The sequence below is a fragment of the Chitinophaga sp. CF118 genome (assembly GCF_900112615.1).
Classification (GTDB): Bacteria; Bacteroidota; Bacteroidia; order Chitinophagales; family Chitinophagaceae; genus Chitinophaga.
Genome location: NZ_FOMK01000003.1, coordinates 153,812 through 179,726, shown reverse-complemented (window position 1 = coordinate 179,726; position 25,915 = coordinate 153,812). Strand labels below are relative to the sequence as shown.

23 protein-coding genes are annotated in these 25,915 nt (G+C 41.9%); 10 read left to right on the top strand and 13 right to left on the bottom strand.

What is annotated here, in order from left to right:
* Positions 1-83: 83 nt before the first annotated feature.
* From BM176_RS13120 to BM176_RS13110, 3 genes are all read right to left on the bottom strand, one after another.
* On the bottom strand, positions 84-818 hold the full coding sequence (locus BM176_RS13120; protein WP_177230392.1) for an Abi family protein: 735 nt from the start codon (positions 816-818) through the stop codon (positions 84-86).
* A 663-nt stretch (positions 819-1,481) separates the two neighbouring features.
* Entirely contained in the window at positions 1,482-3,782 is a 2,301-nt protein-coding gene (locus BM176_RS13115; protein ID WP_255373504.1) for a family 20 glycosylhydrolase, read from the bottom strand.
* A gap of 80 nt (positions 3,783-3,862) precedes the next feature.
* A complete protein-coding gene (locus BM176_RS13110) occupies positions 3,863-4,483 on the bottom strand; it encodes a pseudouridine synthase (protein ID WP_090103671.1) in 621 nt (206 codons plus the stop codon).
* A gap of 87 nt (positions 4,484-4,570) precedes the next feature.
* Here BM176_RS13110 and BM176_RS13105 point away from each other — a divergent pair, with 87 nt between their 5' ends.
* The 4 genes from BM176_RS13105 (at position 4,571) to BM176_RS13090 (ending at position 10,700) form a co-directional block, all read left to right on the top strand.
* Complete coding sequence (locus BM176_RS13105; RefSeq protein WP_090103669.1) at positions 4,571-6,976, top strand: glycoside hydrolase family 127 protein; 2,406 nt, start codon at positions 4,571-4,573, stop codon at positions 6,974-6,976.
* Positions 6,973-8,454: a M61 family metallopeptidase gene (locus BM176_RS13100; RefSeq protein ID WP_177230391.1), complete on the top strand. Its 1,482-nt coding sequence runs from the start codon at positions 6,973-6,975 to the stop codon at positions 8,452-8,454. Before BM176_RS13105 ends, BM176_RS13100 begins: the two co-directional genes overlap by 4 nt.
* Positions 8,455-8,526: 72 nt before the next feature.
* The gene (locus BM176_RS13095; protein WP_090103665.1) at positions 8,527-9,351 is read left to right on the top strand and encodes an MBL fold metallo-hydrolase; all 825 of its coding nucleotides are present in this window, start codon (positions 8,527-8,529) and stop codon (positions 9,349-9,351) included.
* 62 nt (positions 9,352-9,413) lie between these two features.
* On the top strand, positions 9,414-10,700 hold the full coding sequence (locus tag BM176_RS13090; RefSeq protein WP_090103663.1) for an acetyl-CoA hydrolase/transferase family protein: 1,287 nt from the start codon (positions 9,414-9,416) through the stop codon (positions 10,698-10,700).
* Here BM176_RS13090 and BM176_RS13085 read toward each other — a convergent pair.
* Positions 10,697-11,062 carry a winged helix-turn-helix transcriptional regulator gene (locus BM176_RS13085; protein ID WP_090103661.1) on the bottom strand — a complete coding sequence of 122 codons (366 nt, stop codon included), beginning with the start codon at positions 11,060-11,062 and terminating at the stop codon, positions 10,697-10,699. The two genes, BM176_RS13090 and BM176_RS13085, sit on opposite strands and share 4 nt — an antisense overlap.
* 125 nt (positions 11,063-11,187) lie before the next feature.
* Between BM176_RS13085 and BM176_RS13080 the strand changes: the two genes are divergently transcribed.
* Positions 11,188-11,895, top strand: a complete 708-nt coding sequence (locus BM176_RS13080) for a DsbA family oxidoreductase (RefSeq protein ID WP_090104882.1) — start codon at positions 11,188-11,190, stop codon at positions 11,893-11,895.
* A 51-nt stretch (positions 11,896-11,946) separates the two neighbouring features.
* On the opposite strand, the gene BM176_RS13075 is transcribed toward BM176_RS13080, so the two are convergent.
* Both BM176_RS13075 and BM176_RS13070 read right to left on the bottom strand, forming a co-directional pair.
* Positions 11,947-13,110 carry a hypothetical protein gene (locus tag BM176_RS13075; protein ID WP_090103659.1) on the bottom strand — a complete coding sequence of 388 codons (1,164 nt, stop codon included), beginning with the start codon at positions 13,108-13,110 and terminating at the stop codon, positions 11,947-11,949.
* A gap of 34 nt (positions 13,111-13,144) precedes the next feature.
* On the bottom strand, positions 13,145-13,519 hold the full coding sequence (locus BM176_RS13070; RefSeq protein ID WP_090103657.1) for a winged helix-turn-helix transcriptional regulator: 375 nt from the start codon (positions 13,517-13,519) through the stop codon (positions 13,145-13,147).
* Positions 13,520-13,611: 92 nt separating this feature from the next.
* On the opposite strand from BM176_RS13070, the gene BM176_RS13065 reads away from it, so the two are divergent.
* The gene (locus BM176_RS13065; protein ID WP_090103655.1) at positions 13,612-14,349 is read left to right on the top strand and encodes an SDR family NAD(P)-dependent oxidoreductase; all 738 of its coding nucleotides are present in this window, start codon (positions 13,612-13,614) and stop codon (positions 14,347-14,349) included.
* 143 nt (positions 14,350-14,492) lie between these two features.
* Here the strand turns inward: BM176_RS13065 and BM176_RS13060 are convergent, their stop codons facing one another.
* On the bottom strand, positions 14,493-14,864 hold the full coding sequence (locus tag BM176_RS13060; RefSeq protein WP_090103653.1) for a winged helix-turn-helix transcriptional regulator: 372 nt from the start codon (positions 14,862-14,864) through the stop codon (positions 14,493-14,495).
* Between the two features lie 177 nt (positions 14,865-15,041).
* On the opposite strand from BM176_RS13060, the gene BM176_RS13055 reads away from it, so the two are divergent.
* Positions 15,042-15,905, top strand: coding sequence for an SDR family oxidoreductase (locus BM176_RS13055; protein ID WP_090103651.1), 864 nt, complete (start codon positions 15,042-15,044; stop codon positions 15,903-15,905).
* A gap of 38 nt (positions 15,906-15,943) precedes the next feature.
* On the opposite strand, the gene BM176_RS13050 is transcribed toward BM176_RS13055, so the two are convergent.
* Both BM176_RS13050 and BM176_RS13045 read right to left on the bottom strand, forming a co-directional pair.
* Entirely contained in the window at positions 15,944-16,723 is a 780-nt protein-coding gene (locus BM176_RS13050) for a hypothetical protein (protein ID WP_090103649.1), read from the bottom strand.
* Positions 16,724-16,731: 8 nt separating this feature from the next.
* A complete protein-coding gene (locus tag BM176_RS13045) occupies positions 16,732-16,926 on the bottom strand; it encodes a hypothetical protein (protein ID WP_090103648.1) in 195 nt (64 codons plus the stop codon).
* Between the two features lie 145 nt (positions 16,927-17,071).
* Here BM176_RS13045 and BM176_RS13040 point away from each other — a divergent pair, with 145 nt between their 5' ends.
* On the top strand, positions 17,072-18,040 hold the full coding sequence (locus BM176_RS13040; protein ID WP_218162200.1) for a BtrH N-terminal domain-containing protein: 969 nt from the start codon (positions 17,072-17,074) through the stop codon (positions 18,038-18,040).
* A gap of 65 nt (positions 18,041-18,105) precedes the next feature.
* On the opposite strand, the gene BM176_RS13035 is transcribed toward BM176_RS13040, so the two are convergent.
* From BM176_RS13035 to BM176_RS32165, 4 genes are read right to left on the bottom strand one after another with little or no spacing between them, the layout of a single operon-like run.
* On the bottom strand, positions 18,106-20,040 hold the full coding sequence (locus tag BM176_RS13035) for a heavy metal translocating P-type ATPase (RefSeq protein WP_090103646.1): 1,935 nt from the start codon (positions 20,038-20,040) through the stop codon (positions 18,106-18,108).
* A gap of 16 nt (positions 20,041-20,056) precedes the next feature.
* Positions 20,057-21,196: an efflux RND transporter periplasmic adaptor subunit gene (locus tag BM176_RS13030; protein ID WP_090103644.1), complete on the bottom strand. Its 1,140-nt coding sequence runs from the start codon at positions 21,194-21,196 to the stop codon at positions 20,057-20,059.
* Positions 21,193-24,315 (bottom strand): efflux RND transporter permease subunit, encoded by a 3,123-nt coding sequence (locus BM176_RS13025; RefSeq protein WP_090103642.1) that lies wholly within the window; start codon positions 24,313-24,315, stop codon positions 21,193-21,195. The genes BM176_RS13030 and BM176_RS13025 overlap by 4 nt, the downstream gene beginning before the upstream one ends.
* Positions 24,316-24,366: 51 nt before the next feature.
* On the bottom strand, positions 24,367-24,660 hold the full coding sequence (locus BM176_RS32165) for a DUF6660 family protein (protein ID WP_369823741.1): 294 nt from the start codon (positions 24,658-24,660) through the stop codon (positions 24,367-24,369).
* Positions 24,661-25,200: 540 nt separating this feature from the next.
* Here BM176_RS32165 and BM176_RS32455 point away from each other — a divergent pair.
* Positions 25,201-25,356, top strand: coding sequence for a hypothetical protein (locus BM176_RS32455; protein WP_177230390.1), 156 nt, complete (start codon positions 25,201-25,203; stop codon positions 25,354-25,356).
* Positions 25,340-25,882: a DUF6169 family protein gene (locus tag BM176_RS13020; protein WP_090103640.1), complete on the top strand. Its 543-nt coding sequence runs from the start codon at positions 25,340-25,342 to the stop codon at positions 25,880-25,882. Before BM176_RS32455 ends, BM176_RS13020 begins: the two co-directional genes overlap by 17 nt.
* Positions 25,883-25,915: the final 33 nt, after the last annotated feature.

The following is a 25,915-nucleotide window of genomic DNA, read 5'->3' as shown; positions in this document are numbered from 1 at the left end:
TACTGTTCTATAAATTGAGAAAGACTATCGTCTTTCAGATTTGTCAGCTTATTTACAATTCCCCTTGAATATTTTGCCATGAGTTAGGCCGAACTAAAATAAGGAATTTGTTGAATAGTCTTTGCATTTGCAATTTTAATTTTAACAGCGTCAATATCTCCTATCCAGGAGATTAATTCAGGATCTATCCATTCTAATATTTCGATACATTCATTGTAGATTTCTTCTGCATAAGTAAAGTCAATAGTGTTTCCCCTAAAGCAAATGGGTTCATTATGATTAATCCTATTTCTAAACCGTCGAATATTATTAAGTTTTTTACAGACTTCACTACGGCCATATCCTGAAGGCAGATGATTAAAGATTTGTATGGGCTTACCTAATAATAAGCGGTAATGATGTAATTCAAATAAATCTGTCCAGAATCCCAAAGCCTGATCGGCAATAATTTTGCAACTTGCAATTGGAATGCGCAAACGCCTGATACGCCTCTCAGCTTTTTCAACCGAAGATTTTAAAAAATCATTGGTTCTGCTTTGTCTTGTTCTACGATTAATATTGGTTAGAGAAGGAGAATTCATAAACCCATATTTCTGATTTATAATCCAGTCCGGATCAGCAAAATGGGCCGTTAAAATGGCATTAATTCTGTTTCTCAGCGTTACTTCCAGAATGCCTAATAATGGATGAAATGCCTGAGCTATTTTCAGATTAGCTTTATAGAGCCTGTTTGCTTTAGTCTTATTATTACCTGTAGCTGCCAGATATCTATCAATACGTTGATTAGACAGGTATAGACTTACTTTTTGAAATTTCATTTTAAACTTTGGATTAACATGTGTCATAATGCTTAATAAGCTGCGTAACCAGGTTACGATTTTTAAAGGATCAAATTGGAGATCCTTTGTTTTATGACAATCTAATTTGATTAACAAAACAATAATCCAAATTACAAAAAGTCGGTTTAAAAATTAAATCTGTTTTTTAATTTAAATTGATTGAAAAATATTTTGTGGAACAAAAAATAAGTAATAGTTTTGTTTCATGGCGCCCGGTAAAGCCTCTTGCTGTAAAGCAACGTAACTGGGTTTACGATTTTAAAAAGGATCACATTTGTGGTCCTTTTTTCATTTGTGAAAGTCCCATTCCCAATAATTGTAATCAGTTGATTTAGGAACGTTTTAAGGATCAAGTCGAAAAGTTGGGAGATATTAAAAAAATAAGAATTTAGCGGTCAGAAAAAAGAAAGGACGTTGGATTCACAGTACCAGGATTTAATTATAGAATTGCTACCAACAGGGATTTTTAGAGGTATTAAAGAGACAGAGGATTCCATACTCGTTTGCGAACATACGTGTTGGGCATGTATAAAGGTTTCGGAAGGCTATTAGAGAAATCGAGGGTTCCATACCCGTTTGCGAACATCACAAAAAAACCGCCTCAGTACTACACTAAGACGGCTCTTTTTATTTTTCATTTCCCTACTTTACACTTTGTAACCACTCATCAGGTATTAGCTGAATTTTTCCGCCATTCACTCTGTATTCCAGCTTCAGCGTGTAACCGCCCCCTCCTTCTACAAACTTTATCTCGAAATGATGTAATCCCTTTTCCAGCGCTATTTGTCCGCTCTTCTGCAATGGTGCATGCCAGCCATCGTTATCAACAACTTTTTCATCGTCGATATACAGGTTTGCACCATCATCTGCGGTGAGGAAGAAGCTATAGATAGCCGTAGACGGTACATCGATATAACCGGTTAGTTTTGCTCCGAAAGGTTTACCACCATCACCCAAACTATCAGGAATAACAGCATTATTTACATGGATAATGCTGTCTGCTTTTTCCTTCAGTTTAGTTACACTCTTATAAGAACCACGATAAAAATCAAGCTGTAATCCTTGCTGTAATCCTGTAACGGAAACGGGCTTAAAGAAAGATTGTTTACGGTAGTTTAATGTGTAAATCTCTGTACTACTGCCCGAAGGACTAAACCCTGCCAACTTGATAGTTCCACTACCGGGAATGATATAATTCTTTGGTAACTCCGGTGAGTGAACATTTGGAGCTGTACTATCTGTGGTGTATCTGATTGTCATATCCGGCATTGGTTTGGCAATATCCAGCACAGTTTTTCCAACAAGTACATTTTCTCCGGTGAAGCCATCAAGATCAGGCATGCGGTAATGAACATTCAGCTTGTCCAGCCTTTTGAACTGAGTTTTCAGGCGTTGTTCATATCCATCGAAATCAGATTGGTGCGTCCATAAAACTTCAGCGAGAGCCGTCATACGGGGCATAAACATAAAGTCTGCACGCTTTTCAGAAGGGATCATTTCTGTCCAGATATTTGCCTGCGCGCCGATGATGTATTTTGCTTCTTCCGGTGTTAATCCTTTGGGAACTGGCTCGAAGTGATATACGTTAGAGATAGAATTACGATCAGGAATACCATCAAAATATAAAGGATTACCCGGTGTCATGATTACATGATTACCATTCTTTGCTGCCTTTATGGGTGCATCAGGTACCCAGCTGCGCCAGTACATAAGCACTGCTGTAGGACTGATACCACCTTCCAGGATTTCATCCCAGCCAATCAGTTTTTTGCCTTTGGAATTGAAGAATTTCTCCATCCTTTTTACAAAGTAACTCTGCAGTTCTTCTACTGTTTTCAGGTTGTTGGCTTTCATCACCGCTTCACAATCGGGTGAGTTTTTCCAGCTGCTTTTCTCTACTTCATCTGCTCCCAGATGGATATATTGAGAAGGAAATAATGCCGCTATTTCGGCGAATACATCTTCTGCAAAGGTGAACGTCGTTTCTTTACAAGGACATATTGGCGTTGTAAAAAGTGGTCCCCATGTACTTCCACCTGCACAGCTGAGATAAGGATATGCTTTGATGGCTGCCATCATATGACCCGGCATATCTATTTCAGGAATGATTTCTATATGACGGGCAGTAGCGTAAGCAATCACGTCTTTCATCTGTGCTTGTGTATAAAACCCGCCATATAACGTTTTGCCATTCTTGTGAATGATATGAGATTTATCGATCTCCATATCAGGATTGCTCTTTGCTTTCACCATACAGGCAGAATCCTGGTTATTGAATTCACGCCATGCTCCCTGTTCTGTGAGCAGCGGATATTTCTTAATTTCAATACGCCAGCCCTGGTCGTCGGTCAGATGCAGATGCAGTTTATTCATTTTATACAATGCCAGCACGTCTATAAATTTTTTCAGATAGGATACTGAAAAGAAATGACGGGAAACATCCAGATGCATTCCACGCCAGGCATATACCGGATGATCTGTGATCTGTACTGCCGGGATAGCGATCTTCAACAGTTTGCCTGTTTTTACACCTTCGATAGACGGTGGCATCAGTTGCCTGATGGTTTCCACTGCACGGAAAGCCCCGGTTGCCGTTTTAGCGGTAATAACCAGTTGTGTGGTACTGACTTTCAGTGTGTAATCTTCTTCACCGGCCAGTTCGTCGTTTTGCTGGAATACAATAGTACCGGAACCCGCTTTGGCGGCAACGGGCAATGCCTTGCCCAATCCCTGCGTGATCAGTGCCTGTAACTGTGCAGCCTCATTCTTAAATTGTGCTGGTGATACTAACTTCGTTTTCGCGGTAATTACAAACTCCCCTTGTTGCGGTACCAGTTGCTGTGGATAAGGAATGATTCCGTAACGTTCCTGTGCATGTGCTGCGAAAAAACACAGCAATACACATAGGACCATGGCGCTTGTAAACCTGAATGGTTTCAACATAATTCTCTCTTTATTGCATGATTTAGGAAGGAGGCAAAGTACCAAGAATATTGACAACAAACTGATGCGATATTGTTAATTTATGCAGTAATATTCTCGCTGGTTCTGATTTTCAATAATTCGAAAAATCGGCGTTCTTCTATTTCCCTGACTCCTCCGGGAGGCAGATCGCCCAGTTCAAGGTCTTCGATAGAAGTACGGATCAGGCGCAGACAACGATGCCCGATAGCCATCACCATTTTACGGATCTGATGGAATTTACCTTCTGTTAATGTGATTTCCAGCCAGGTATGTGGCAACTGCTCTCTCAATGCCTGTGGCCGGTGGAATAATCCTGAAGGCTTTTCCACAATGGCTGCCTCGCAGGGCGTAGTGATATACCCTTCTCCGCCTTTTACAATGATATTGATCCCATTTCTGAGCAATTCAACACTTTCCGGACTTACCACATGTTTCACCATCACCAGGTAGGTACGTTTATGAGGTACCTCCCCCTTGAATAACAAATTTGTTACTTTTTTGTTAGTGGTGAGAATTAACAGTCCTTCCGAATGGCTGTCCAGCCGCCCGATGGCATGTGTTCCTTCAGGAAAATCAAAGTCCATATCTCCCAGCAGCCGCACTTTATCGGGGCTGATAAACTGGGAAACCATATCAAAAGGTTTGTTTATAATAAAATACCGGTGGCCCGACTCATTCATGTTGCTAATATATGACCAAATCTGATCAATATATATTCTATACTTTGCAGTAACTATGAATAATTTTAGCTTTTAACATCGTTCTCCATGAAACAGTTCAATATAAAATTACTGCTCCCTTTTTTACTGGCCGGGAGTAGTGCCGCAGCACAGCTTAAAAAAGATTATCCCATTCAGCCGGTAGCATTCACACAGGTGCATGTATCTGACAGTTTCTGGGCACCTAAAATAAGGGTGAATGCAGATGTGACTATCCCCTATACATTGGAACAGTGCAGGAAGACCGGGCGTATAGACAATTTCAAACGAGCGGCACATACCATTCCCGGCGATAAAATGACGGAATATACTTTTGATGATACAGATCTCTATAAAGTGATAGAAGGGGCTTCCTATGGATTGCAGGTGAAAAAGAATCCGGAACTGGAACACTACCTGGATACCCTTATCGCGATCATTGGTGCAGCACAGGAAAAAGACGGATACCTGTATACTTTCCGTACGGTTAATTCTTCCACACCTCATCCGTGGATGGGTACCAAACGCTGGGAAATGGAAGAAGACCTGAGCCATGAACTCTATAATTCAGGGCACCTCTTCGAAGCAGCTGTAGCACATTATCAGGCTACCGGCAAACGGACCCTTCTGGATATCGCTATTAAAAATGCAGATCTGCTGGTGAAAACATTCGGATTCGGTAAGGAAGAAAAGTTTCCCGGTCACCAGATCGTTGAAACCGGCCTGACTAAAATGTACCGGGTAACCGGCAAAAAGGAATACCTGGATCTGGCTAAATTCTTCCTGGATGTAAGAGGCCCTGGCAAACCTAATAGTGGAGAGTATAATCAATCATACAAAAAAGTTACTGATCAGCATGAAGCTGTAGGCCACGCTGTAAGAGCAACATACATGTATACTGGAATGGCAGATGTGGCAGCCCTCACCGGCGATCAGCAATATCTGCATGCCATCGATGATATATGGGATAATGTGGTGGAAAAGAAATTATACATCACCGGGGGAATAGGTGCTACCGGTAACGGGGAAGCATTTGGGCAGAATTACGAATTGCCCAATATGTCGGCCTATGCAGAAACCTGTGCGGCAATTGCAAACGTGTACTGGAACAGCCGGATGTTTTTACTGCATGGCGACTCCAAATACATTGATATCCTGGAACGAACACTGTATAACGGATTACTGTCTGGTGTTTCTCTCAGCGGCGATCGCTTCTTCTACCCTAACCCTCTGGCCTCTATGGGGCAGCACCAGCGTAGCGCATGGTTTGGCTGTGCCTGTTGTATTTCCAATATGACCCGCTTCCTGCCATCTATGCCGGGATACGTTTATGCACAGGATAAAAATAACCTGTATGTAAACTTATTCGTAGGCAGCACAGCCGACATCAAACTACCGGCTACCAAAGTTACGCTGACACAAAAAACAAATTATCCCTGGGGCGGAAAAGTAGACATGACCGTTACACCGGCCAAAGCGGCTGCCTTTGCTGTACACATCCGCATTCCTGAATGGGCCAAAGGACAACCATTACCCGGTAATCTGTATTATGATAAAGATAGCAGCAAAACTCCTGTTACAATTACTCTCAATGGGAAACCAGTAAAATATACTCTTGTAAAAGGATATGCCGTATTAGAAAGAGCCTGGAAAGCGGGTGACAAAATCAGCATCAACTTCCCGATGGAAGTACAAAAGGTACTGGCCAACAGTAACGTGAAGGACGACAAAAACCGCTTCGCCCTGGAACGTGGGCCCATCATGTATTGCCTGGAAGGCCCGGATAATAAAGATGCAACGGTACAGAATATTGTAGTGGATAAAAATGCGGTGATCAACGCTGTATACAAACAGGATATGCTGAATGGTGTAACTATCCTGCAAATGCCAGGTACTTCTGCCAGCAGACAATTAAATAGTGATGCATTGATCAATTCAGAACAAACAGTGACCGCTATCCCATATTATACATGGGCCAACCGTGGCCCCAGTGAGATGACGGTATGGATTCCCTATGAATCATCAGCGGCAAGACCAAAACCAGCACCCTCCATTGCATCTAAAAGTACTATTAGTGCTTCTGTGCCAAACAAACGGATGTATATGGCGCTGAACGATCAATATGAACCACAGGATTCTAAAGATAACAGTGCCCTTTATATGCATTGGTGGCCTAAAAAAAATACGCTGGAATGGGTACAGTACGATTTTGATCAGGCATATACCGTATCTTCTTCGCAGGTGTATTGGTATGATGATGGTCCGTTTGGGGGCTGCAGAATTCCATTATCATGGAGGATCCTGTACAAAAAAGATAACGAATGGGTGCCGGTAAAAAACACAACTCCTTATGAAATAGCGAAGGATAAATACAATAGCGTGCAATTTGAGCCGGTAAATACTACAGCATTAAAACTGGAAATACAACTTCCAGAAGAAAATGCATCTGGAATTCATGAATGGATTGTAAAATGAGGAAGTTTCTTTTATGCGGGCTATGCTTCTTTGCACAACAGGTGTACGCTCAACAATGGCATTTTGATTTGTCGTTTACCCCGGCAACACAAACAGTGCATGTTCACTTACAGGTAAGTGGTAATACGGCAGATTCCCTGCCGTTGAAAATGCCGGTTTGGACACCAGGGTATTACCAGTTTATGAACTATGCAAACAATGTAACACAGTTCAAAGCTAGTGATCAGCAGGGGAAAAGTCTTGCCTGGAAACAAACAACTCCGAACTCCTGGTGTGTACAAACAACCGGTATTCCCTTAGTCATAATGGATTATGATGTAAAGGCAAACAGGGATTTTGTGGCTGGTAATTACCTGGATAGTTTGCATGCCTTTCTTTCTCCTGCCGGTATTTTTATGCATACAAAAATCCAGCAACCAGTAAGTATAAGTATCCATCCTTACGATAACTGGAAACAGGTAGCGACGGGCATGGATAGTGATAGTTCCTATACCTATTTTGCACCTGACTTTGACGTACTATATGATAGTCCAATTCTGACAGGTAACCTGGATACATTACCTTCTTTTAAAGTGAAAGGAATTCCCCATTATTTTACGGGGTATAAGATGGTAGATTTTGATCATGTACATTTTATGCATGATCTTAAGAAGATAGTAGAGAGTGCTGTCGATATAATTGGAGAGATCCCATACAAACATTATACATTCATGGGTATTGGTCCTGGCAGAGGGGGTATAGAACATTTAAATACGACGGCAGTTTCATTCACCGGTGAAGGACTTGATAACCAGGAAAACAGGATACGGACTTACAGTTTTCTGGCACATGAATATTTCCATCATTACAACGTAAAACGCATCCGGCCGGTAGAACTGGGACCATTCGACTATGAGAATGGCAGTCGTACCGCACAACTCTGGATCTCGGAAGGCTTTACCGTTTATTATGAGTACCTGATATTACGTCGTGCCGGACTTACTACCGGAGAAGAATGTTTACAACAATTAAGATCTAATCTGCTGGCGTATGAAACAAAACCCGGCCGTCTTTATCAGTCATTAACACAGGCAAGCCTGGATACCTGGTCCGACGGGCCATTCGGGCGCACAGGAGATTCCATCAACAAAACTATTTCTTATTATGATAAAGGACCAATCCTGGCACTGCTACTGGATCTGAAAATAAGGCATGAAACCGGTAACAGGAAGAGCCTGGATGATGTAATGCGTACACTTTATCAACGGTATTACAAGCAGTTGCAAAGAGGATTTACCGAAAAAGAATTTCAGCAGGTATGCGAACAAACAGCCGGTACTTCACTGTCTGCATTATTTGAATACGTATCCACTGTGAAAGCGGTAGATTATCAATCTTATTTTAACTATGCCGGTCTGGTTATGGATAACCATTTTGAGATAAAAAAGATAAGCAATCCGGATAAATTACAGACCGCGATTTATAAAAGTATTTTTTAGGAAGATCGGAACATGATAAACTTCATCTTTTTCAGGTCAGATTCTGCCTAAAATCGGTTACTTTGCACTATCATGTCACTTTTCATCACATCATTAAATTCGGGAAGCAACGGAAACTGCTACTATATCGGGAATGACAAGGAAGCTATCCTTGTAGATGCCGGTATTTCCTGTAAGGAAACAGAAAAGCGCATGCGCCGCCTGGGTCTTCACATGGAGAAAGTGAAAGCCATCTTTATCTCTCACGAACATACGGATCACATCAAAGGCGTACAGGTAATCTCCAAAAAATACAAGCTGCCGGTGTATATCACCAATGATACGCTGCAAAATGGTGGGATCAGCCTGAACGAACAAGTGGTTTTATCTTTTCAGGCATATGTACCCGTTCAGATAGGAGATATTGTGGTAACCGCCTTCCCTAAGTTTCATGATGCCGCAGAACCTCACAGTTTTATCGTAGCCTGCAATGACATAAAGATCGGTGTGTTTACCGATATAGGCGCCCCCTGTGAACACCTCATCAAACATTTTCAGCAATGCCATGCCGCATTCCTGGAAGCGAACTATGATGAAGAGATGCTGGAACAGGGCAGATATCCTTTCTACCTGAAAAAGCGCATCAGTGGCGGACATGGTCATCTTTCAAACAAGCAGGCATTAGAGCTCTTTAAAACGCATAAACCCGCTTTTATGAGTCACCTGTTGTTATCCCATCTGTCCAAAGACAATAACAACCCGGAACTGGTATTTAACATGTTCAGCGAGCATGCCGATGGTACCCGGATCATCGTAGCCTCCCGTTATGAGGAAACGGATGTTTATCAGATCAGTCATACCATGACAGCGCCACCGGTTGCCAGGGTAAAACCTCAACAGCTCTCGATGTTTAACTAAGATCATACGGGAGGCTGACCATCATCATAATTCGGAGTAAACAGGTGCAATAATTTTGCAACATGTACAATCCAAATTATATCACAGCAGCAGAAGCCGTAAAATGTGTAAAATCCGGCAACCGTGTATTTGTTCATGGTAGTGCAGCCACTCCCCTTCATCTTTTGCAGGCACTTCAGCACAGACATGGAGAATTACATGATGTAGAACTCGTCAGCATTACAACACTCGGCAATGTTGATTTCGATAACCCGCTTTACCGCAAAAGCTTTTTTGTAAACTCACTGTTTGTATCTGAGGCCACCCGTTCGGTAGCCAACAGCAACGATGGAGATTATGTACCTATCTTCCTTAGCCAGATCCCGCAGTTATTCAAGACGAATATCCTGCCGCCGGATGTAGCACTGGTGCAGGTATCCCCTCCTGACGAACACGGCTATTGTTCTCTGGGAACATCTGTAGATATTGCCCGGGCGGCAGTCGATGTAGCGAAGTATGTTATTGCACAGGTGAATCCGCAGATGCCACGAACACACGGAGATGGTTTCATCCATATGTCTAAGTTTCATGCTGCCGTATGGCAGATAGCCACTTTACCTGAACTGAATTATTCTTTGCAGGCCAATGAGGTTATGACAAAAATAGGCAGGAATGTGGCTTCCCTCATAGAAGATGGTGCCACCTTACAGCTGGGTATTGGTTGTATTCCCGACCAGGTACTAAAGAACCTTACCAATCATAAAAATCTTGGATTACATACAGAGATGTTATCTGATGGAGTAATTCCATTGATCGAAAGTGGAGTGATCAATAACAGTTTGAAGAAACTGAATATTGGCCGTTCTACTACCGCATTCATGGCAGGTACCCGCAAATTGTACGACTTTGTACATGATAATCCTGCTATCAGAGTCATGGATATCAGTTATGTAAATGATACAAGTGTGATCCGTCAGAATCCAAAGGTGACAGCCATCAACAGTGCGATTGAAATAGACCTTACGGGGCAGGTATGTGCAGATTCTATAGGGACATATCAATATTCCGGTATCGGTGGTCAGATGGACTTTATGCGTGGTGCTTCTTTATCAGAAGGTGGTAAACCTATCATTGCATTACCTTCTGTTACCAATAAGGGAATTTCCAGGATCGTTCCTTTCCTGAAGGAAGGAGCCGGTGTAGTAACTACCCGCGGACATGTTCATTGGGTGATTACCGAATACGGTATAACCAATCTCTTTGGCAAAAGCCTGAAACAACGCGGTAAGGCACTTATAGAGATTGCCCATCCCGATCACAGGGAGCAACTGGAAAAAGCATTCTTTGAGCGCTTTCACAAGACAAACTAATTTGCCGGGTGCATGATGCGTTTGCGGTGTTTCATTCCCCATTTGGCCATTTCCCCAATAATATCTTCCAGGGTTTTGCCATAAGGTGTGAGTTCGTATTCTACTGTTACCGGTTTCGTGTCATGCACCGTTCTTTTCACCAGTTCATTCATTTCCAGATCTCTCAGCTCTTTAGACAGCATTTTAGAGCCCACTCCTTCCACTTCCCGCTGCAGTTCCATAAACCGCCTTTTGCCAAAGCTCAGCGAGCCGATAATCGCTATTTTCCACTTACCACTCAACAGATCCAGCGTATCGTGGATGGCTCTTAACTGTTCTACACAGGCCTCTGGCATTTCTGCAGCCTCAATTTTCTTACTCATAACACCTCAGTTGGTTTCCTTGAAGAAAGTACTTTCATATTGGAAAGCACTTCCAAAAGTAAAGTAAGTTGCCGAAATTTGCAATATTACAGATAAACTGTTTGATGATGAGTACAACAGCAAAAATGAAAGTAGAGATATGGTCGGATGTTATGTGTCCGTTCTGTTATATAGGCAAACGCAAGTTTGAAGCTGCTATGAGCAAGTTCAGTGATGCGGCCGGTATAGAACTTGAATGGAAGAGCTTCCAACTGGATCCCACCATAGAGTCTGGGCATGGCAAAGATCTTTACCAGTATCTGTCTGAAAGAAAAGGTATTCCTTACGAACAGGCAGTACAGATGAATAACCAGGTAGCTTCTATGGCTGCTGATGCAGGTATCACCTTTAATCCTGCCAGCGCAGTGGTCGCCAATTCCTTTGACGCGCACCGTTTAATTCACCTTGCCAAGAAGAATAATTTAGGAGATGAAGCCGAAGAACGCTTATTCAGGTCTTATTTTACTGAAAGCAGGGACTTTGGAGATCATGAAACCCTCACGCAGTTAGGCAAGGAAATAGGACTGGATGAAACAACTGTAAAAGAAACGCTTGCCAGCGGAGCTTTTACTAAAGATGTAAATGCTGATATTAATGAAGCACAGGCATTAGGCATAAGGGGTGTTCCCTTTTTTGTATTTGACCGCAAATATGCTGTTTCCGGTGCTCAGGCATCAGAAACCTTCCTGGAGGTATTAGATAAGTCTTTTGGAGAGTGGAGAAAGGCGAATCCCGCAGCAGCACTTGATATTATAGAAGGCCAGGTTTGCACGCCAGACGGAGAGTGTAATTAATTTATTGAAAGAAGAGGGTACATCATGCTTTGATCCACCCTCTTCTTTATTCTAACTTTTCCATTCCTTAACAATGTTTTCCGGTAGTCCGCACTCAGCTAAAAGTGCTGAAAAGTCTTCTGGTCCTATGCTCCAGTCTACCGAATAAGCCATGAATTTAGGACCTGTAGTAACTTCTTTATTCAGCTTATTGGCATTCAATAAATACGCTACTTTTTTGATCATGGATTCCGCCAGTGAAAAATCTTCCAGCTCTTCTACTTCCTGCATAAAAGCAACCAGTAAACGTTCATGTGTATTTGCTGTAAGGTCGATATAGTCATTACTTTCATCAGCTGCAAGTAATTCCTCTAATCTATCAGCGGATTTTTCTATTTTCTTTTGTTCCTTTTCTGAATAGACGGTTAACACAGGGCTATAATCACCTATTTCCTGGTAGTTAATTTCTAAAATACCTAACGGCTCTGTTAACTCTTCATCTACAAGTGTCTTAATAATATCCGTGGCTATTAATGAAGATACCTGTTCTGAAAGTTGTTGCAGTGTAACGTTTTCCGGTACTTTTACATAATCATAAGAAGTACGTTTATCTCCAAATACATTTATTATTTCTTCCAGTTCGCCGGTTGAATTATAGTTGTACTTTTTACGCAGGGAATACTCGCCTATGCCTGGCATGATGTGCAGGCAATCGGCATTGATGATGCGATCTTCTTTATAATCATATGATTCAATTACACAGATTACGGAAGATGCATCTTTCAGCAGTTTGGCTATGATGGCCGTGCTCGCCATTCCCTTGAACTGGCGCAGATTCACATCATTCAGAATGATTGACTGAAAACTAACTTTTCTGGCACCTTCATATTTCACGCGCTGTATGCAGGATGGAAAGGGAGAGTTCTGCTCGTATTCCACGTATTCTATCAATGAATCTGTATATGTGTAATAGCTTTTCTGCTCTTCAAACATGGAAAAACAGGGCTTACCTGATGCATCCAGTCCGTAAGCATAACTATGTTCCGGACGTTCTTCCGCAGAAAGAGGGCCTTGTGCGGGAAATTTCTCCCTGGTATATTTATCCAACCTAAAACGGAGTGTTTCTGCATATACCATCTTCACGAATTCATCCTCCATCTCCTTTCTAAGTGCATATTCATCGTAAGCAGTTAACCATCTGTCTATCAGATCTTGTTTTAATGCAGGTAATGTCATTCGTAATATTTATAATTGCGAAAGTAAGTTATTCTTAATCGCAAACGCCATCATTCATTCCCATCCTTTCCTTTTGTATATCACCCCACGCACTAAGGCTCTGCAAAACAGGAACCAACGATCTTCCATTCTCCGTTACTTCATATTCTACCCTGGGAGGTACTTCCGGATAAACAATCCTTTTGATCAGATCCTCTTTTTCCAGTTCTTTCAATTGTATTACCAGCATCTTTTCTGAAATATCCGGCATCAATTCCTTTAATTCACTGTAACGTATTCTACGTTGCGCCAGCCGCCAGAAGATCTGCATCTTCCATCTTCCCCTGATCACTGCCAAACCATAACCCATCCCACATTTTGCAATCATCTTTTTTTCGTTGATACTATTGGTAGACCCCTGTTTTCTCATTTCTAACTTTTTTGTTAGTAGTTGAAAATATTCACTGTAATCTTTCTTGTGAAACTACAGTTTTACTTTTATCGCTCAAACAATTCGAAGATATGACAAATAAGAAAATTGTAGTAATTACAGGTGTAGGTAGAAAAGAAGGAATAGGATATGAAACAGCGAAACAGCTGTCCCTTGGCGGTTTTCATGTGATAATCACCGCGCGTAATTTTGAAAAAGCAAATCAGCATGCAAAAGAATTACAGCAGCAGGGATTAGATGTTACTCCACTGGAAATGGATGTGACCAGTGATGAAAGTATATCCGCAGCGGCGACTGTTTTGAAAGCAGATTATGGTAAAATAGATGTGCTGATCAACAACGCAGCGATCATGTTTTTTGATCCGTCCGTAACAACAAATAAGGATCTCAATTCCGTTACGAACGAATTTAATACCAATGTAGTTGGCGTATGGCGTGTTTGTCAGCAGCTGATCCCGCTTATTAAGAACAGCGGACGCGGAAAGATCATCAACATCTCAAGTACGATGGGTTCTTTTACCGCTGAGGGATGGGGTATACTGGATTTTGCAAAAGGACCTGTACCATCTTATTCATTGACCAAACTGGCTGTAAATGGGTTAACGATTAAGATGGCGAAAGAGCTGAAAGATGACCATATTCAGGTGAATGCACTTTGCCCTGGTTTTACTGCGACTTATCCCGGTACCAGTGAAATGGGAGCACGTCCTGTTGAAGAAAGTGTAAAAGGGATCATATGGGCAGTTACATTGCCGGATAATGGTCCTACAGGCAAGTTCTTCAATGATATGCAGGAAGTTCCGTGGTAATGATAATGAAAAGAGGGTGGATCAAAGTTTGATGCACCCTCTTACATTTGTCTCATATATTTATTACATGCAGTACTGATGAATCAGTTTTTCAACCTCATCGCCATACATTTTTGTAAATCCCAGTTTTATTGCTTGTATGCTTATTTAGCAATAACATATTCTTCTCTTGACTTTTGAATTACGCTCATATTGGCCAACGCCCATTCCGACAGGCCAATAAGATGAGGTAAAAGACTGTCGCCGGTAGCAGTCAATTTATACTCTACCCTCGGAGGTATTTCCTGGTACATCTTCCGGGACACCAATCCGTCTTCCTCCAGCTTTTTAAGCGTTACCGTCAGCATCTTCTGGGAAATGTCCCCAATCATCTCGTGAAGCTGGTTAAAACGAGTCGTTCCCTTCTCTCCCAGTGTAGTAATAACCAATACCGCCCATTTGTCGCCAATGCGATCCATCACACTTCTTACAGGGCAGGGAATATTTTTATCAAATTTTTTATAATCTTCTAACATAATAATTAATTGATCTTCAATATTACTTACTCCAAGGTAATTGGCATACCTCAACGTACCTTATTGTTTGATATTCAATAACTTAATATCTTTGACTTACCAAAAGTAACTTAGTACCCCAGGGTATGTAAAGGTACTCACATATGGTCATTCTTAAAAATAAAATAGCTAATTATTATGATTCTTGTAACAGGAGCCTCCGGGCATTTAGGAAAACTGACGATCGATTTCCTGCTGAAAAAACAAACATCCAATACTATTGCCGCGCTGGTAAGAGACACAACAAAAGCTGAAGAGCTGAAGGCAACAGGAATAACACTCCGCAAAGGAGACTATGCTGACTATGCATCACTTCTACAGGCATTTAAAGGAATAGATACTCTGGTACTGGTTTCTTCCGGCTCTATGGAAAACAGAGTAGCACAACATATCAATGCGATTAATGCAGCTAAGGAAAATGGTGTAAAGCATATCATTTATACAAGTATGCTGCAGACATCCGAAAAGTCAAAGTTTACTGCGGGTATTGATCATTTTCATACAGAAGTATATCTTAAAACATCCGGAATTCCATATACAGTGTTCCGCAATACTTTTTATGCAGAAGTCATTCCTATGTTTATGGGTGATGCTCTCACAAGTGGTAACTGGTATTTTAATGGTGGCAACACTCAAGCCAACTTTGCTGCCCGCACAGATATGGCTGAAGCACTGGCTAATGTTGCAGTCAACTCATCTGCTCATGCAAGTAAAGTGTATGAAATCACTTCCGGTAAAACTTATTCACTGACAGAAGTAGCAAGCATCATCAGCAAAATAATAGGGAAAGAATTCAACTATACAGCGATCTCCACGGCAGATCAGGCAGCAGCCATGAAACAAGCCGGGTTACCAGAATATGTAATAGAGTTAATAGGAACTATCGGAGAAACGATTGCTGCAGGGGAAATAGACTTAGTAGATCCTTCACTGGAAACCTTATTAAAAAGAAAACCGCTGGGATTGGAAGAAACACTGACACAGATATTGAAAGTGGCGTAAATAAATAAGGGGGGTGCAATGAATGTGCCCCCTTTCATTTATTCCGATTCTTCTGCAACGGTACGCTCCCGTTCCATCCGTAAGTAAGTAACGTTGATATTGAGAATCTCTTTGGCAGGTATAATTACCAAATCACCAGGCAAACTCACAGCCGTTCCCGGTTCATTGATATAAAAACTGGATTTTTCATTGGGAGTGGAAAGCGGGAAATGATCACTTACAGACCTGCTGCGTAAATCCCTTCTCTTTACCTGGGTTAGTACAATATAACCCAGTTCGGTAGACTTAGTCTGGAAGTAATAATTCTCCAGATAACCCGAATAGATCAACGTAGATTCTTTTGAACTGGTAAGTACATCCAGCAGTATAATATCGAAATTTTTATCTGTAGACTTCCCGTCAAATAATTCGTACCACTCATTGGTTACGCCAAGCAGGGAAATGATCTTATTACTAATCCAGTTATTACTAACCGCAGCCCAGCTTGCCAGAAATGCAATACTAAAAGCCACCAACACATATAGCAGGAAATTGATTACATCCCACCCCATCGTTTTATTTACGATTGGAAAGTCCCTGTTTGAATAGATGATATTCAGAATCAGATCATATTTTACATGAAATCCACATTGATAAATAATGGGAAGTAGCAGAATATGCGTACAAATGGGTACTAATATAAAAAGTAAGATGGTATCTGTGATAGTGAGCGCCCCAAGTAATTCTTTTAACTGGCGATGATAGTTAAGGGCTAACCTGAAAGAAATGGCAGGTATAAAAAGAAGGGTTATCAAAAATGCGCCTATTGCTATGTTCATGTATCAAATCAGGGAAGAGAAACGTTTACCTTACGCACAGTATATTCAATTGCTTTTTTATTGCTGGCTAAGGCCGCCTGAAATTTGACAGGTTCCCCGTTTGAAATAAGCTCACGATTATTAAATACGGCATCCGATAATGCCTTAGCAGCCTTACTGTTACGAAGAAATGCCTCTCCTAGTTTACTGATTCTTGCTTTCATAATACACTAGTTACTATACAAATATAGTAAAATTGTATTTATTAGCAATAGTACTGCTGACATACCGTTGTCACCGCTTACCTGTTTCTTTGTGTTATACAGAAGAAACTATTACTTATCTTATTAATTATCAACACATTAATCAGTGATAAATACATTTAAAGGACAACATTGCGAAACGACTACTACCGGTACCCTGTTAAGACAATTGCACATTAACCTGTCCGAACCAATGCTCTTTGGCATAGGTGAGGGACTTGGGTTCATTTTCTGGAATATGAAAATTATGCCATTCCCTTTTATTGGCGGACGCGTAAAACCAGATATATTAACAGAGAATATTGCAAAGAACCTTCATCTTCAGCTAACCGTAAAAGAAACTTCATCAACGGCAAAAGCCTGGGACAATGTTAAGGAATTAATAGATAACGGGAAAATAGTAGGTTTAAAATTGGACTGCTATCACCTCGAATATTTCACAAACCCAATTCATTTTGCCGGACATTATACAGCTATATATGGATATGATAATAATAATGCTTTTCTGGTAGATACCATACAACAGGGAAGCGAAGTAAAAACATCATTAAAGAGCCTGGCATTAGCAAGATCAGAAAAGGGCCCAATGGCATCTAAAAACATGTATTATACACTGGAGAAAGGGAATAGTGAATTTGACCTGGAAACATCCATCATTAAAGCTATCAGGAATAATTGTCAGGATTATTTAAACCCGCCAATCTCAAATATTGGTTATAAAGGAATTTTAAAAACAAGCACAGAAATAATAAAGTGGTTTAAACAGAGCAAAGATATTGAGAATGAGTTTAAATCAGCCGCCATATTGATGGAAAAAGCAGGTACAGGCGGTGCACTATTCAGAAACCTTTACAGGGATTTTTTACAGGAAAGCTATGGCATCCTGAAAAAAGATAAACTGAGAACAGGATATGAAGCATTTAAAGGAATCGCTGCTCACTGGACAACTGTTTCCGGCTTGTTTGAACGAGTGGCAGAAACCCGCGATTTCAGTTATATTCTAAAGGCATCTGATCTTTTAAAAGTCATAGCAAAAGAGGAAAAAGATACCATGGAAGTACTATCTTCTATTTAACCTGTACCTGGTTATGAAGGGGGGCGGAGCGCTGGAAAGATGCCCACCATCCCCCTATCTTATAGTTATACTTTTTGTTTATATACCAGCAGCCTCAACGCATTAAACACCACCAGAACCGTAGAACCTTCATGCCCTATCACTGCCGGGCCAATACTCGCTATTCCCAACAAAGTCAGCGGGATGAGGACCGCTACCATACCCAGGCTGAGAACCAGGTTCTGTTTGATGATGCCATTGGCCTTCCGACTTAAAGCAATTGCAAAAGGCAACTTGTCTAACCGGTCTCCCATCAGAGCGATATCTGCTGTTTCCAGGGCCACATCAGACCCTGCTGCTCCCATTGCAATCCCTACAGTACTGTTTGCCATTGCAGGGGCATCATTTACGCCGTCTCCTACCATTGCTACCTTTCCTTCAGAAGTAATCAGCTTTCTGATGGATTCCACTTTCTGCTCCGGTAAAAGATTTCCCCAGGCATCGGTCAGCCCAATTTGTTTAGCGATTGCATCTGCTACCTGCTGATTATCCCCCGACAGCATAATCATCTTCTTAATTCCACTCTCTTTCAGGTGCTGTAAGGCGGCCTTAGCTTCTTCCCGGGGCGTATCCATCATAGTGACAATACCCAGCCAGGCTTCATCCCTGCGCACAATCATTGAAGTATTGCCTTCGTTTTCCAGTTGGGTCAGTTTATCGGCAAGGTTAAGCGGGAGTGCCCCATCAAACATGGCGCGGTTCCCTATGCGGACCGTACTATTCTGCCATACCGCTTTGATTCCCTTTCCCTGTACTGCTTCAAGTTGCTGCGCGGGTGCTATTATTTTACCATTCAGCCTTTCATTACCATCTGCTACCAGCGCTTTAGCCAGTGGATGATCACTGAGTGCTTCAACAGCCACCACTGCTTCCAGCAAAGCTTCTTCACTAACACCTTCTGCCGGAATTACATTAGTGAGCCGGGGCTTTCCGATAGTGAGAGTGCCTGTTTTATCAAAAGCCAGGGCCGTCAGCGTGCCCAGGTCTTCCAGCGGGCGACCGCCCTTAATCAGCACGCCCTCTCTTGCTGCACGGGCCACACCGCTTAACACAGCGCTGGGGGTGGATATTGCCAATGCACAAGGACTGGCAGCTACCAGCACCGCCATAGCACGATAGAAACTCTGACTGAATGTTTCGTCCCTCACCAAAAATGCAAAACAAAGCAGTATAACGAAAATCAACACTGCCGGTACATAAATCTTCTGCAGTTTATCCGTAAAACGTTGTGTAGGAGATTTCTGCTTCTGTGCCTCATTCACTAATTTGATTAACCGTGACAAGGTAGAATCTGCAGCTGGTTTTGTTACTTTTATTTCGAGAGAGCCGTTACCGTTAATAGAACCGGCAAATACATTGCTGTTCACCTGTTTTTCAACAGGCATACTCTCTCCGGTAATAGGGGCCTGGTTCACGCTACTGTTTCCCTGTACAATCATCCCATCTGCAGGGATCTTACTATTTGGCTTTACTACAATAATATCTCCCGGTTTCAGTTCTTCAATCCCGACTTCCCTCCCATCTTTCAGCAAGGCAGTTTTAGGTGCCAGCTGCGCCAATGCACTGATAGATTTACGTGCCTTATTCATGGCATAATGTTCCAGCGAATGCCCCAGACTAAAGAGGAAGAGCAACAAGGCTCCTTCTGCCCAATCGCCCAGTATAGCTGCTCCCGCAGCGGCTACCAGCATCAGGGAATCAATATCAAAACTACCGGTTCTGATATTTTCAATGGCTTCTTTCGCGGTATAAAATCCACCGAAAAAATAAGCCCCTATATAAAATGCCAGGGGAATCCAGGTTATCCCCGTGATAAATGACAACACAAAACCTATAACCAGTAATCCTCCGCAGAGAAGACTGAAAATAAGTTCTGTATTCTTTCCGAATATTCCACCATGCTCATGATCATGTGTATGGTTGTGATCATGACAATGTTCCTGTTTTTGTTCCTGCACCATTGTTATAATTTAATGATCATTCTTCCTCTTCCTCACTATTCTTCATCTTCGAATATAAGGCATAAGCTCCTTTTAGCACCACCTCAGTATTTGTTTTATCAAAACCTTGTGGTAAAATAATTTCTGTAAATCCCAGTTCGCTACTCCCCTTTTCAATAGCCACCATTTCATACTTATATTTACCCTTAACAATAAAAATATAAGGCTTTTCATCAAACTGGATAACTGCTTCATCCGGCAATGCATCCACCATAGCATTCCCTGTTTCGATCCAGGCCGTCAGGTACATACCAGGAAGCAGTTGTTTGTCTTCGTTATCGAGGTGGCAATGCACCTGTACCGTACGTTCGTCACTGATCTGCCGGCCAATAAGATGTACTTTCGCAGTGCGTTGTTTGCTTTCATTCGCCAGCGTAAACCTTACCCGCTGCCCATCTTTCAGCTTGGGCAAATCCCTTTCATAAACGGTTAGTTCTGCATGCAGGTGTTCTGTATTCACGATCTCAAACAACTTATCACTCGGATTCACATAAGCGCCTACATTAGTATTTATTTCTGTCACGTATCCGGTGATGGGACTATATAAAGAAATGGTATTCTGAATCCTTCCGGCATCCAGTGCTTTCATATCTATATTCAGCAGTTTCAGTTTTTCGCGGAGACCGTTGACCCTTGCATTGACAGAATAATATTCTGCCTTTGCCAGCTGGTATACTTTTTTCGCATTCACATTTTCTTTGGCCAGTTCTTCTTCTCTTTCAAAATCTGCCTGCAGGTATTCCTGCTGACTTCTATTTTCAAGATAATCCTGTTGTAATTGAATGAGATCCGGATGCTGTAAAGTGGCTACTACCTGTCCTTTCCGGATTGGTGAGCCCTGCAGTAATTCAGTGTTTTTGATAAAGGCACCAAAAGGAGCTGCAATAGTAATCAGGCTTTGAGGAGGAACATCCAGTTTACCGTTTGCTTTGATATTACTGCTGATCTGTTTCAATGCGATTTTACCGGTTTCCACACCGGCGTTTTTATATTGAGCAGGCGTTAGTTCTACAGTGGTGGAAGCCCCTTCTTCATTCGGAGCAGCGCTTTCCGTTTTAGGAGTATTACTACAACCTGCGATGATCAAAAACAGGCAACTATATAAGAGGATTTTCATTTTTTTCTTGATTTAATCATTTCCGATAACACATACAAACAGGGCAATACCAGTAACGTAAGGATGGTAGCAGTAAGCAGTCCGCCAATAACAACTGTAGCCAACGGCTTCTGTACCTCTGCCCCACTACCGTGAGACAATGCCATTGGCAGGAATCCTAAAGACGCTACTGTTGCCGTCATGATCACTGGCCTTAAACGGGTATGCGTACCCTTTAGTACGATATCTTTCAGGCTGGTGAGTCCATCTTTCTTTAAACGGTTGAATTCAGCGATCAGGACTATCCCGTTCAGGACTGCCACCCCAAATAAAGCGATGAACCCCACTGCTGCGGAGATACTGAAAGGCATGTCCCTCAGCCATAAAGCCACGATGCCTCCGATAGCTGATAATGGGATAGCCGTATAAATGAGCAGGCTCTGTTTTACAGAACCGAATGTAAAATACAGCAGTACGAAGATAAGCACGAGCGCCACAGGTACGGCCACTTTCAACCGTGTTCTTGCTTCCTGCAGATTTTCAAAAGTGCCGCCATAGGTAATATAATAACCAGGCGCCATTTTTACTTCTGCTGTTATTTTCTTCTGTAGTTCTTTTACGATACTTTCCACATCACGACCGCGAACATTGAACCCGATGGAGATACGGCGTTTCGCATCATCACGCTGGATCTGGTTAGGTCCCACTTTCATGGATATGTCTGCCAGTTCGGTAATAGGCACCTGTGCCCCGTTGGGAGCCGTGATATAAAGTCCCCGCACATCTTCCAGGTACTGCCTGTTTTCTTTATCCAGGCGAACCACCAGATCAAAACGTTTTTCCCCTTCGTATACGATACCTGCGCTTTTACCTGCAAATGCTGTGTTGATCACATCGTTGATAGCTTCGATATTTAATCCAAAGCGTGCAATCAGGTCCCGTTTATAGTCCACCACTATCTGTGGCAGTCCTGTTACTTCTTCAATGTAGAGGTCTTTAGCTCCCTCAATCTTTCCGGCAACGGCCCCCACCTTTTTAGCATAGGCCGACAGCAGGTCCAGATCTTCCCCATAGATTTTTACAACTACATCCTGACGGGCGCCCGTCATTAGCTCATTAAAGCGCATCTGAATTGGTTGCTGAAAACCATATGTCACACCGGGTAAAGCCTCCAGGGCTTCCGACATCTTTTCTGCCAGTTCATTGGTGCTGGATGCTTTCGTCCATCCGGACTTGTCTTTCAGCACTACAATCAGGTCGCAGGCCTCCACCGGCATAGGATCTGTGGGTATTTCACCACTACCGATCTTACCAACCACTTCCCTCACTTCGTCCGGAAATTCTTTTAAGATAATGCCCGCAGATTTATCTGCCGCACTTATTGTTTCAAAAAGGCTGCTGCCTTTGAGCACCCGCATTTCTACGGCGAAATCACCTTCATCCAGGGAAGGAATGAATTCTGCCCCCAACTGGTTAAATAGCAGCAAACTTGCCACCAGTAACAGCAAAGCTGATAACACGATACTCTTTTTGAACCGTAATGCAAACCTGATAACAGGATCGTACAGCCGGTAAAAGAAATCCATTATTTTATCGGAGAACGTGCGTTTATGAGAGATGGTTTTGTTCAGAAACAGGGCGCTCATCATGGGAATGTACGTGAGCGATAAAATAAAGGCCCCCGTAATGGCAAAGGCAACAGTTTCTGCCATTGGCCGGAACATTTTACCTTCTATACCCGCTAATGCAAGTATGGGCAGATAAACGATCAATATGATAATTTCACCAAAGGCGGCGGAGGTCCGGATACGGCTGGCGGATGTATATACCTCTTCATCCATTTCTGTCTGCGTGAGTTTTGCCCGACTTGCACGTAATCCCAGGTGGTGCATGGTGGCTTCCACAATGATCACAGCACCGTCTACGATCAGTCCGAAGTCGATAGCCCCCAGACTCATGAGGTTGCCAGACACTCCGAAAAGGCGCATCATACAGACAGCAAACAGCATGGCCAGCGGGATCACAGATGCAACGATTAGTCCCGCGCGGAAGTTACCCAGCAATAAAACCAGTACAAAGATAACGATCAGTGCACCTTCAGCGAGGTTGCGGGTGACCGTCTCAATAGCGTTATTCACCAGTTTGGTACGATCCAGGAAGGGTTCTATCAATACTCCTTCCGGCAATGTTTTTTCTATCTGGCTGATCCGTTTTTTCACATCGGCAATAACGGCCGAAGAATTGGCACCTTTCAGCATCATCACAATAGCGCCTACCCTTTCCCCTTCCGTATTACGTGTCATAGCACCATAACGGATGGCATGACCGAAACGGACTTTCCCTACATTTGAGATGAGTACAGGGATACCATTAGCATTATTCTTTACCACTATATTGCTGATATCCTCCAGTTTACTGATCAGCCCTTCACTTCTGATGAAATAAGCATTAGGTCTTTTATCGATATAGGCACCGCCGGTGTTCTGGTTGTTTTTTTCCAGGGCAGTGAATACATCACTGATGCCCAGGTTCATACTGCGCAGTTTTTCGGGATCCAGCGCTATTTCATATTGCTTCAGATAGCCTCCCAGGCTGCTCACATCTGCCACTCCGGGAACACCGAGTAATTGCCTCCGTACAATCCAGTCCTGAATAGAGCGCAGATCCATAGCAGAATACTTCTTCTCATACCCAGGTTTGGTATGGATCACATATTGGTAAATCTCTCCCAATCCGGTGGTAAGTGGCGCCAGTTCAGGATCTCCTACTCCTGCCGGGATCTGTTCCCGGACAGTAGCCAGTCGTTCGCTTACCTGTTGTCTTGCCCAATATACATCCACTTTATCTTCAAATACTACGGTAACCACACTCAGTCCAAAGCGGGAAAAGGAACGTACTTCTGTAATATCCGGAATTGTAGCAATGGTTTGCTCCACCGGGAAAGTAACCAGTCGCTCTATATCCTGTGCAGCCTGTGAAGGAGCGCTGGTAATGATTTGTACCTGGTTATTGGTAATATCGGGCACAGCATCGATGGGCAATCCTCGTAAACTCGAAATACCCCATATAATGAGCGCCAATGTAAACAATATTATGACCAGCTTATTCCGTATGGAAAAGCTGATGATCTTATCGAGCATGCAACTGATTTAATTAAAAGAAATAAAGGGTTTATTTACTGTAATGTAGAATTACGCCCGTGGAGGGTTCCAGCAGGCAAAGCTAACGTTTTGAAGAGAAGAAGGTTGAAACTCAGTATAATGAGGTTCATTGATACTAACAACTGCCATAATCTGCACAGGTTTCTCAAGTATCACGGGAACGGAGCAACTGTGACAGCTGAAAAATGGCGAACAGGCCCCCTGTGGTTCCTGGTGTTTACCACTGCTCATTTCCATATCCGCTGTGCACTTGTCGAAAGCGCAACAGGGAATGACTGCCATAAGCAATACATAAATGGATAATATGAGTGTGATAATTTTCAAACCGGGTCAAAGATAAAATATTCTGCAGTTTTGTGGTGGATAAAAGATTGCAACCATATATCGAACAATACCCGGGATACTGTTCAGACGGTATCCGGACGGCACTCAAACAGCTTACGAAAAGGCTCATCCTACGTTAAAAGACGAAGGATGAACGAAGGATGAGCCTTTTCGTAAGCCGCTTGGAATATCTTTGAAGTATGGATGAGGTATCTTTTGAGTGTAATAAGAATGTTTAAATTTTTTACACTGAATTTAAGAAAATGTAATTCCTCAATCGTGTTGTTACCAAACTTATAAAAAGCCATAATTCAATTTAATTGGGACTTTGGGTGAATAAAATCATTCAGAATTTTCCCCACAGTTTTTAAAAAATACATAATATAATGAAAAACAAACAATTATGGTAATTTTATCATTAAACAATATTCATTCATTGGTGATAAAGCAGCAAGATTTTCAGTATATTTGTAATGTTAAATTATCATACGCAACAACAGCTTGTGATAAATTAAAAAGGAAATATAAATTAAAAAAGAAATGATAAAGAAGGTCGTTATACATGCTGAAAATAGTGCCAAAGCGGCTGCCTTCTTTGAGGAATTAAGCCGCAAGAAAGAAGCAACAAGAAAAAAAATCGAAGAAAAAACAGCTCATCTTAAAGAAAGGTTTAAAAAGAATGGCATTTCAAAATAATCCTTACGATTTCATTTCTGAGGAATTGGAAGAAGGAAATGTTTATCTATTTTATACAAATCTGAATAAACTCTACACCGTATATTTTGATCCTTCTGAATACGCCGATTATCTTGATAAATTTCCATTTTTACTTAGTCATGGCTTCGGATTCGGTTTTTATTTTGAACAGATTTCTGAGAAGACCAAAAAAGGAAACGATGATCGTGTTCTACCAACCATTTTTGAAATAGGTCTTGATTTCTTAAATGAAAATCCTACTAATACTATATTGCTCTATCATTGTGACTCCAAAGATAAAAGGCAAACATACAGGCATGAATTATTTGAGGATTGGTATAAAGCCTTACCACCTGAAAAGGTATACATGCATAGCATTGAAGTTAAAATTGCGCAACCCGATGGAGAACTCATTTCCCATTATTTAGGATTTATCACTAATGCATCCAACCCTAATATTGAAAAAGCCATTTTAGAACTGGAAGATTTTGCAATGGATCTTATCAAAATAAAGAGTTCAAAATAAGGAAGAAGTATTTGCTTCTCCCTGTATTTTATT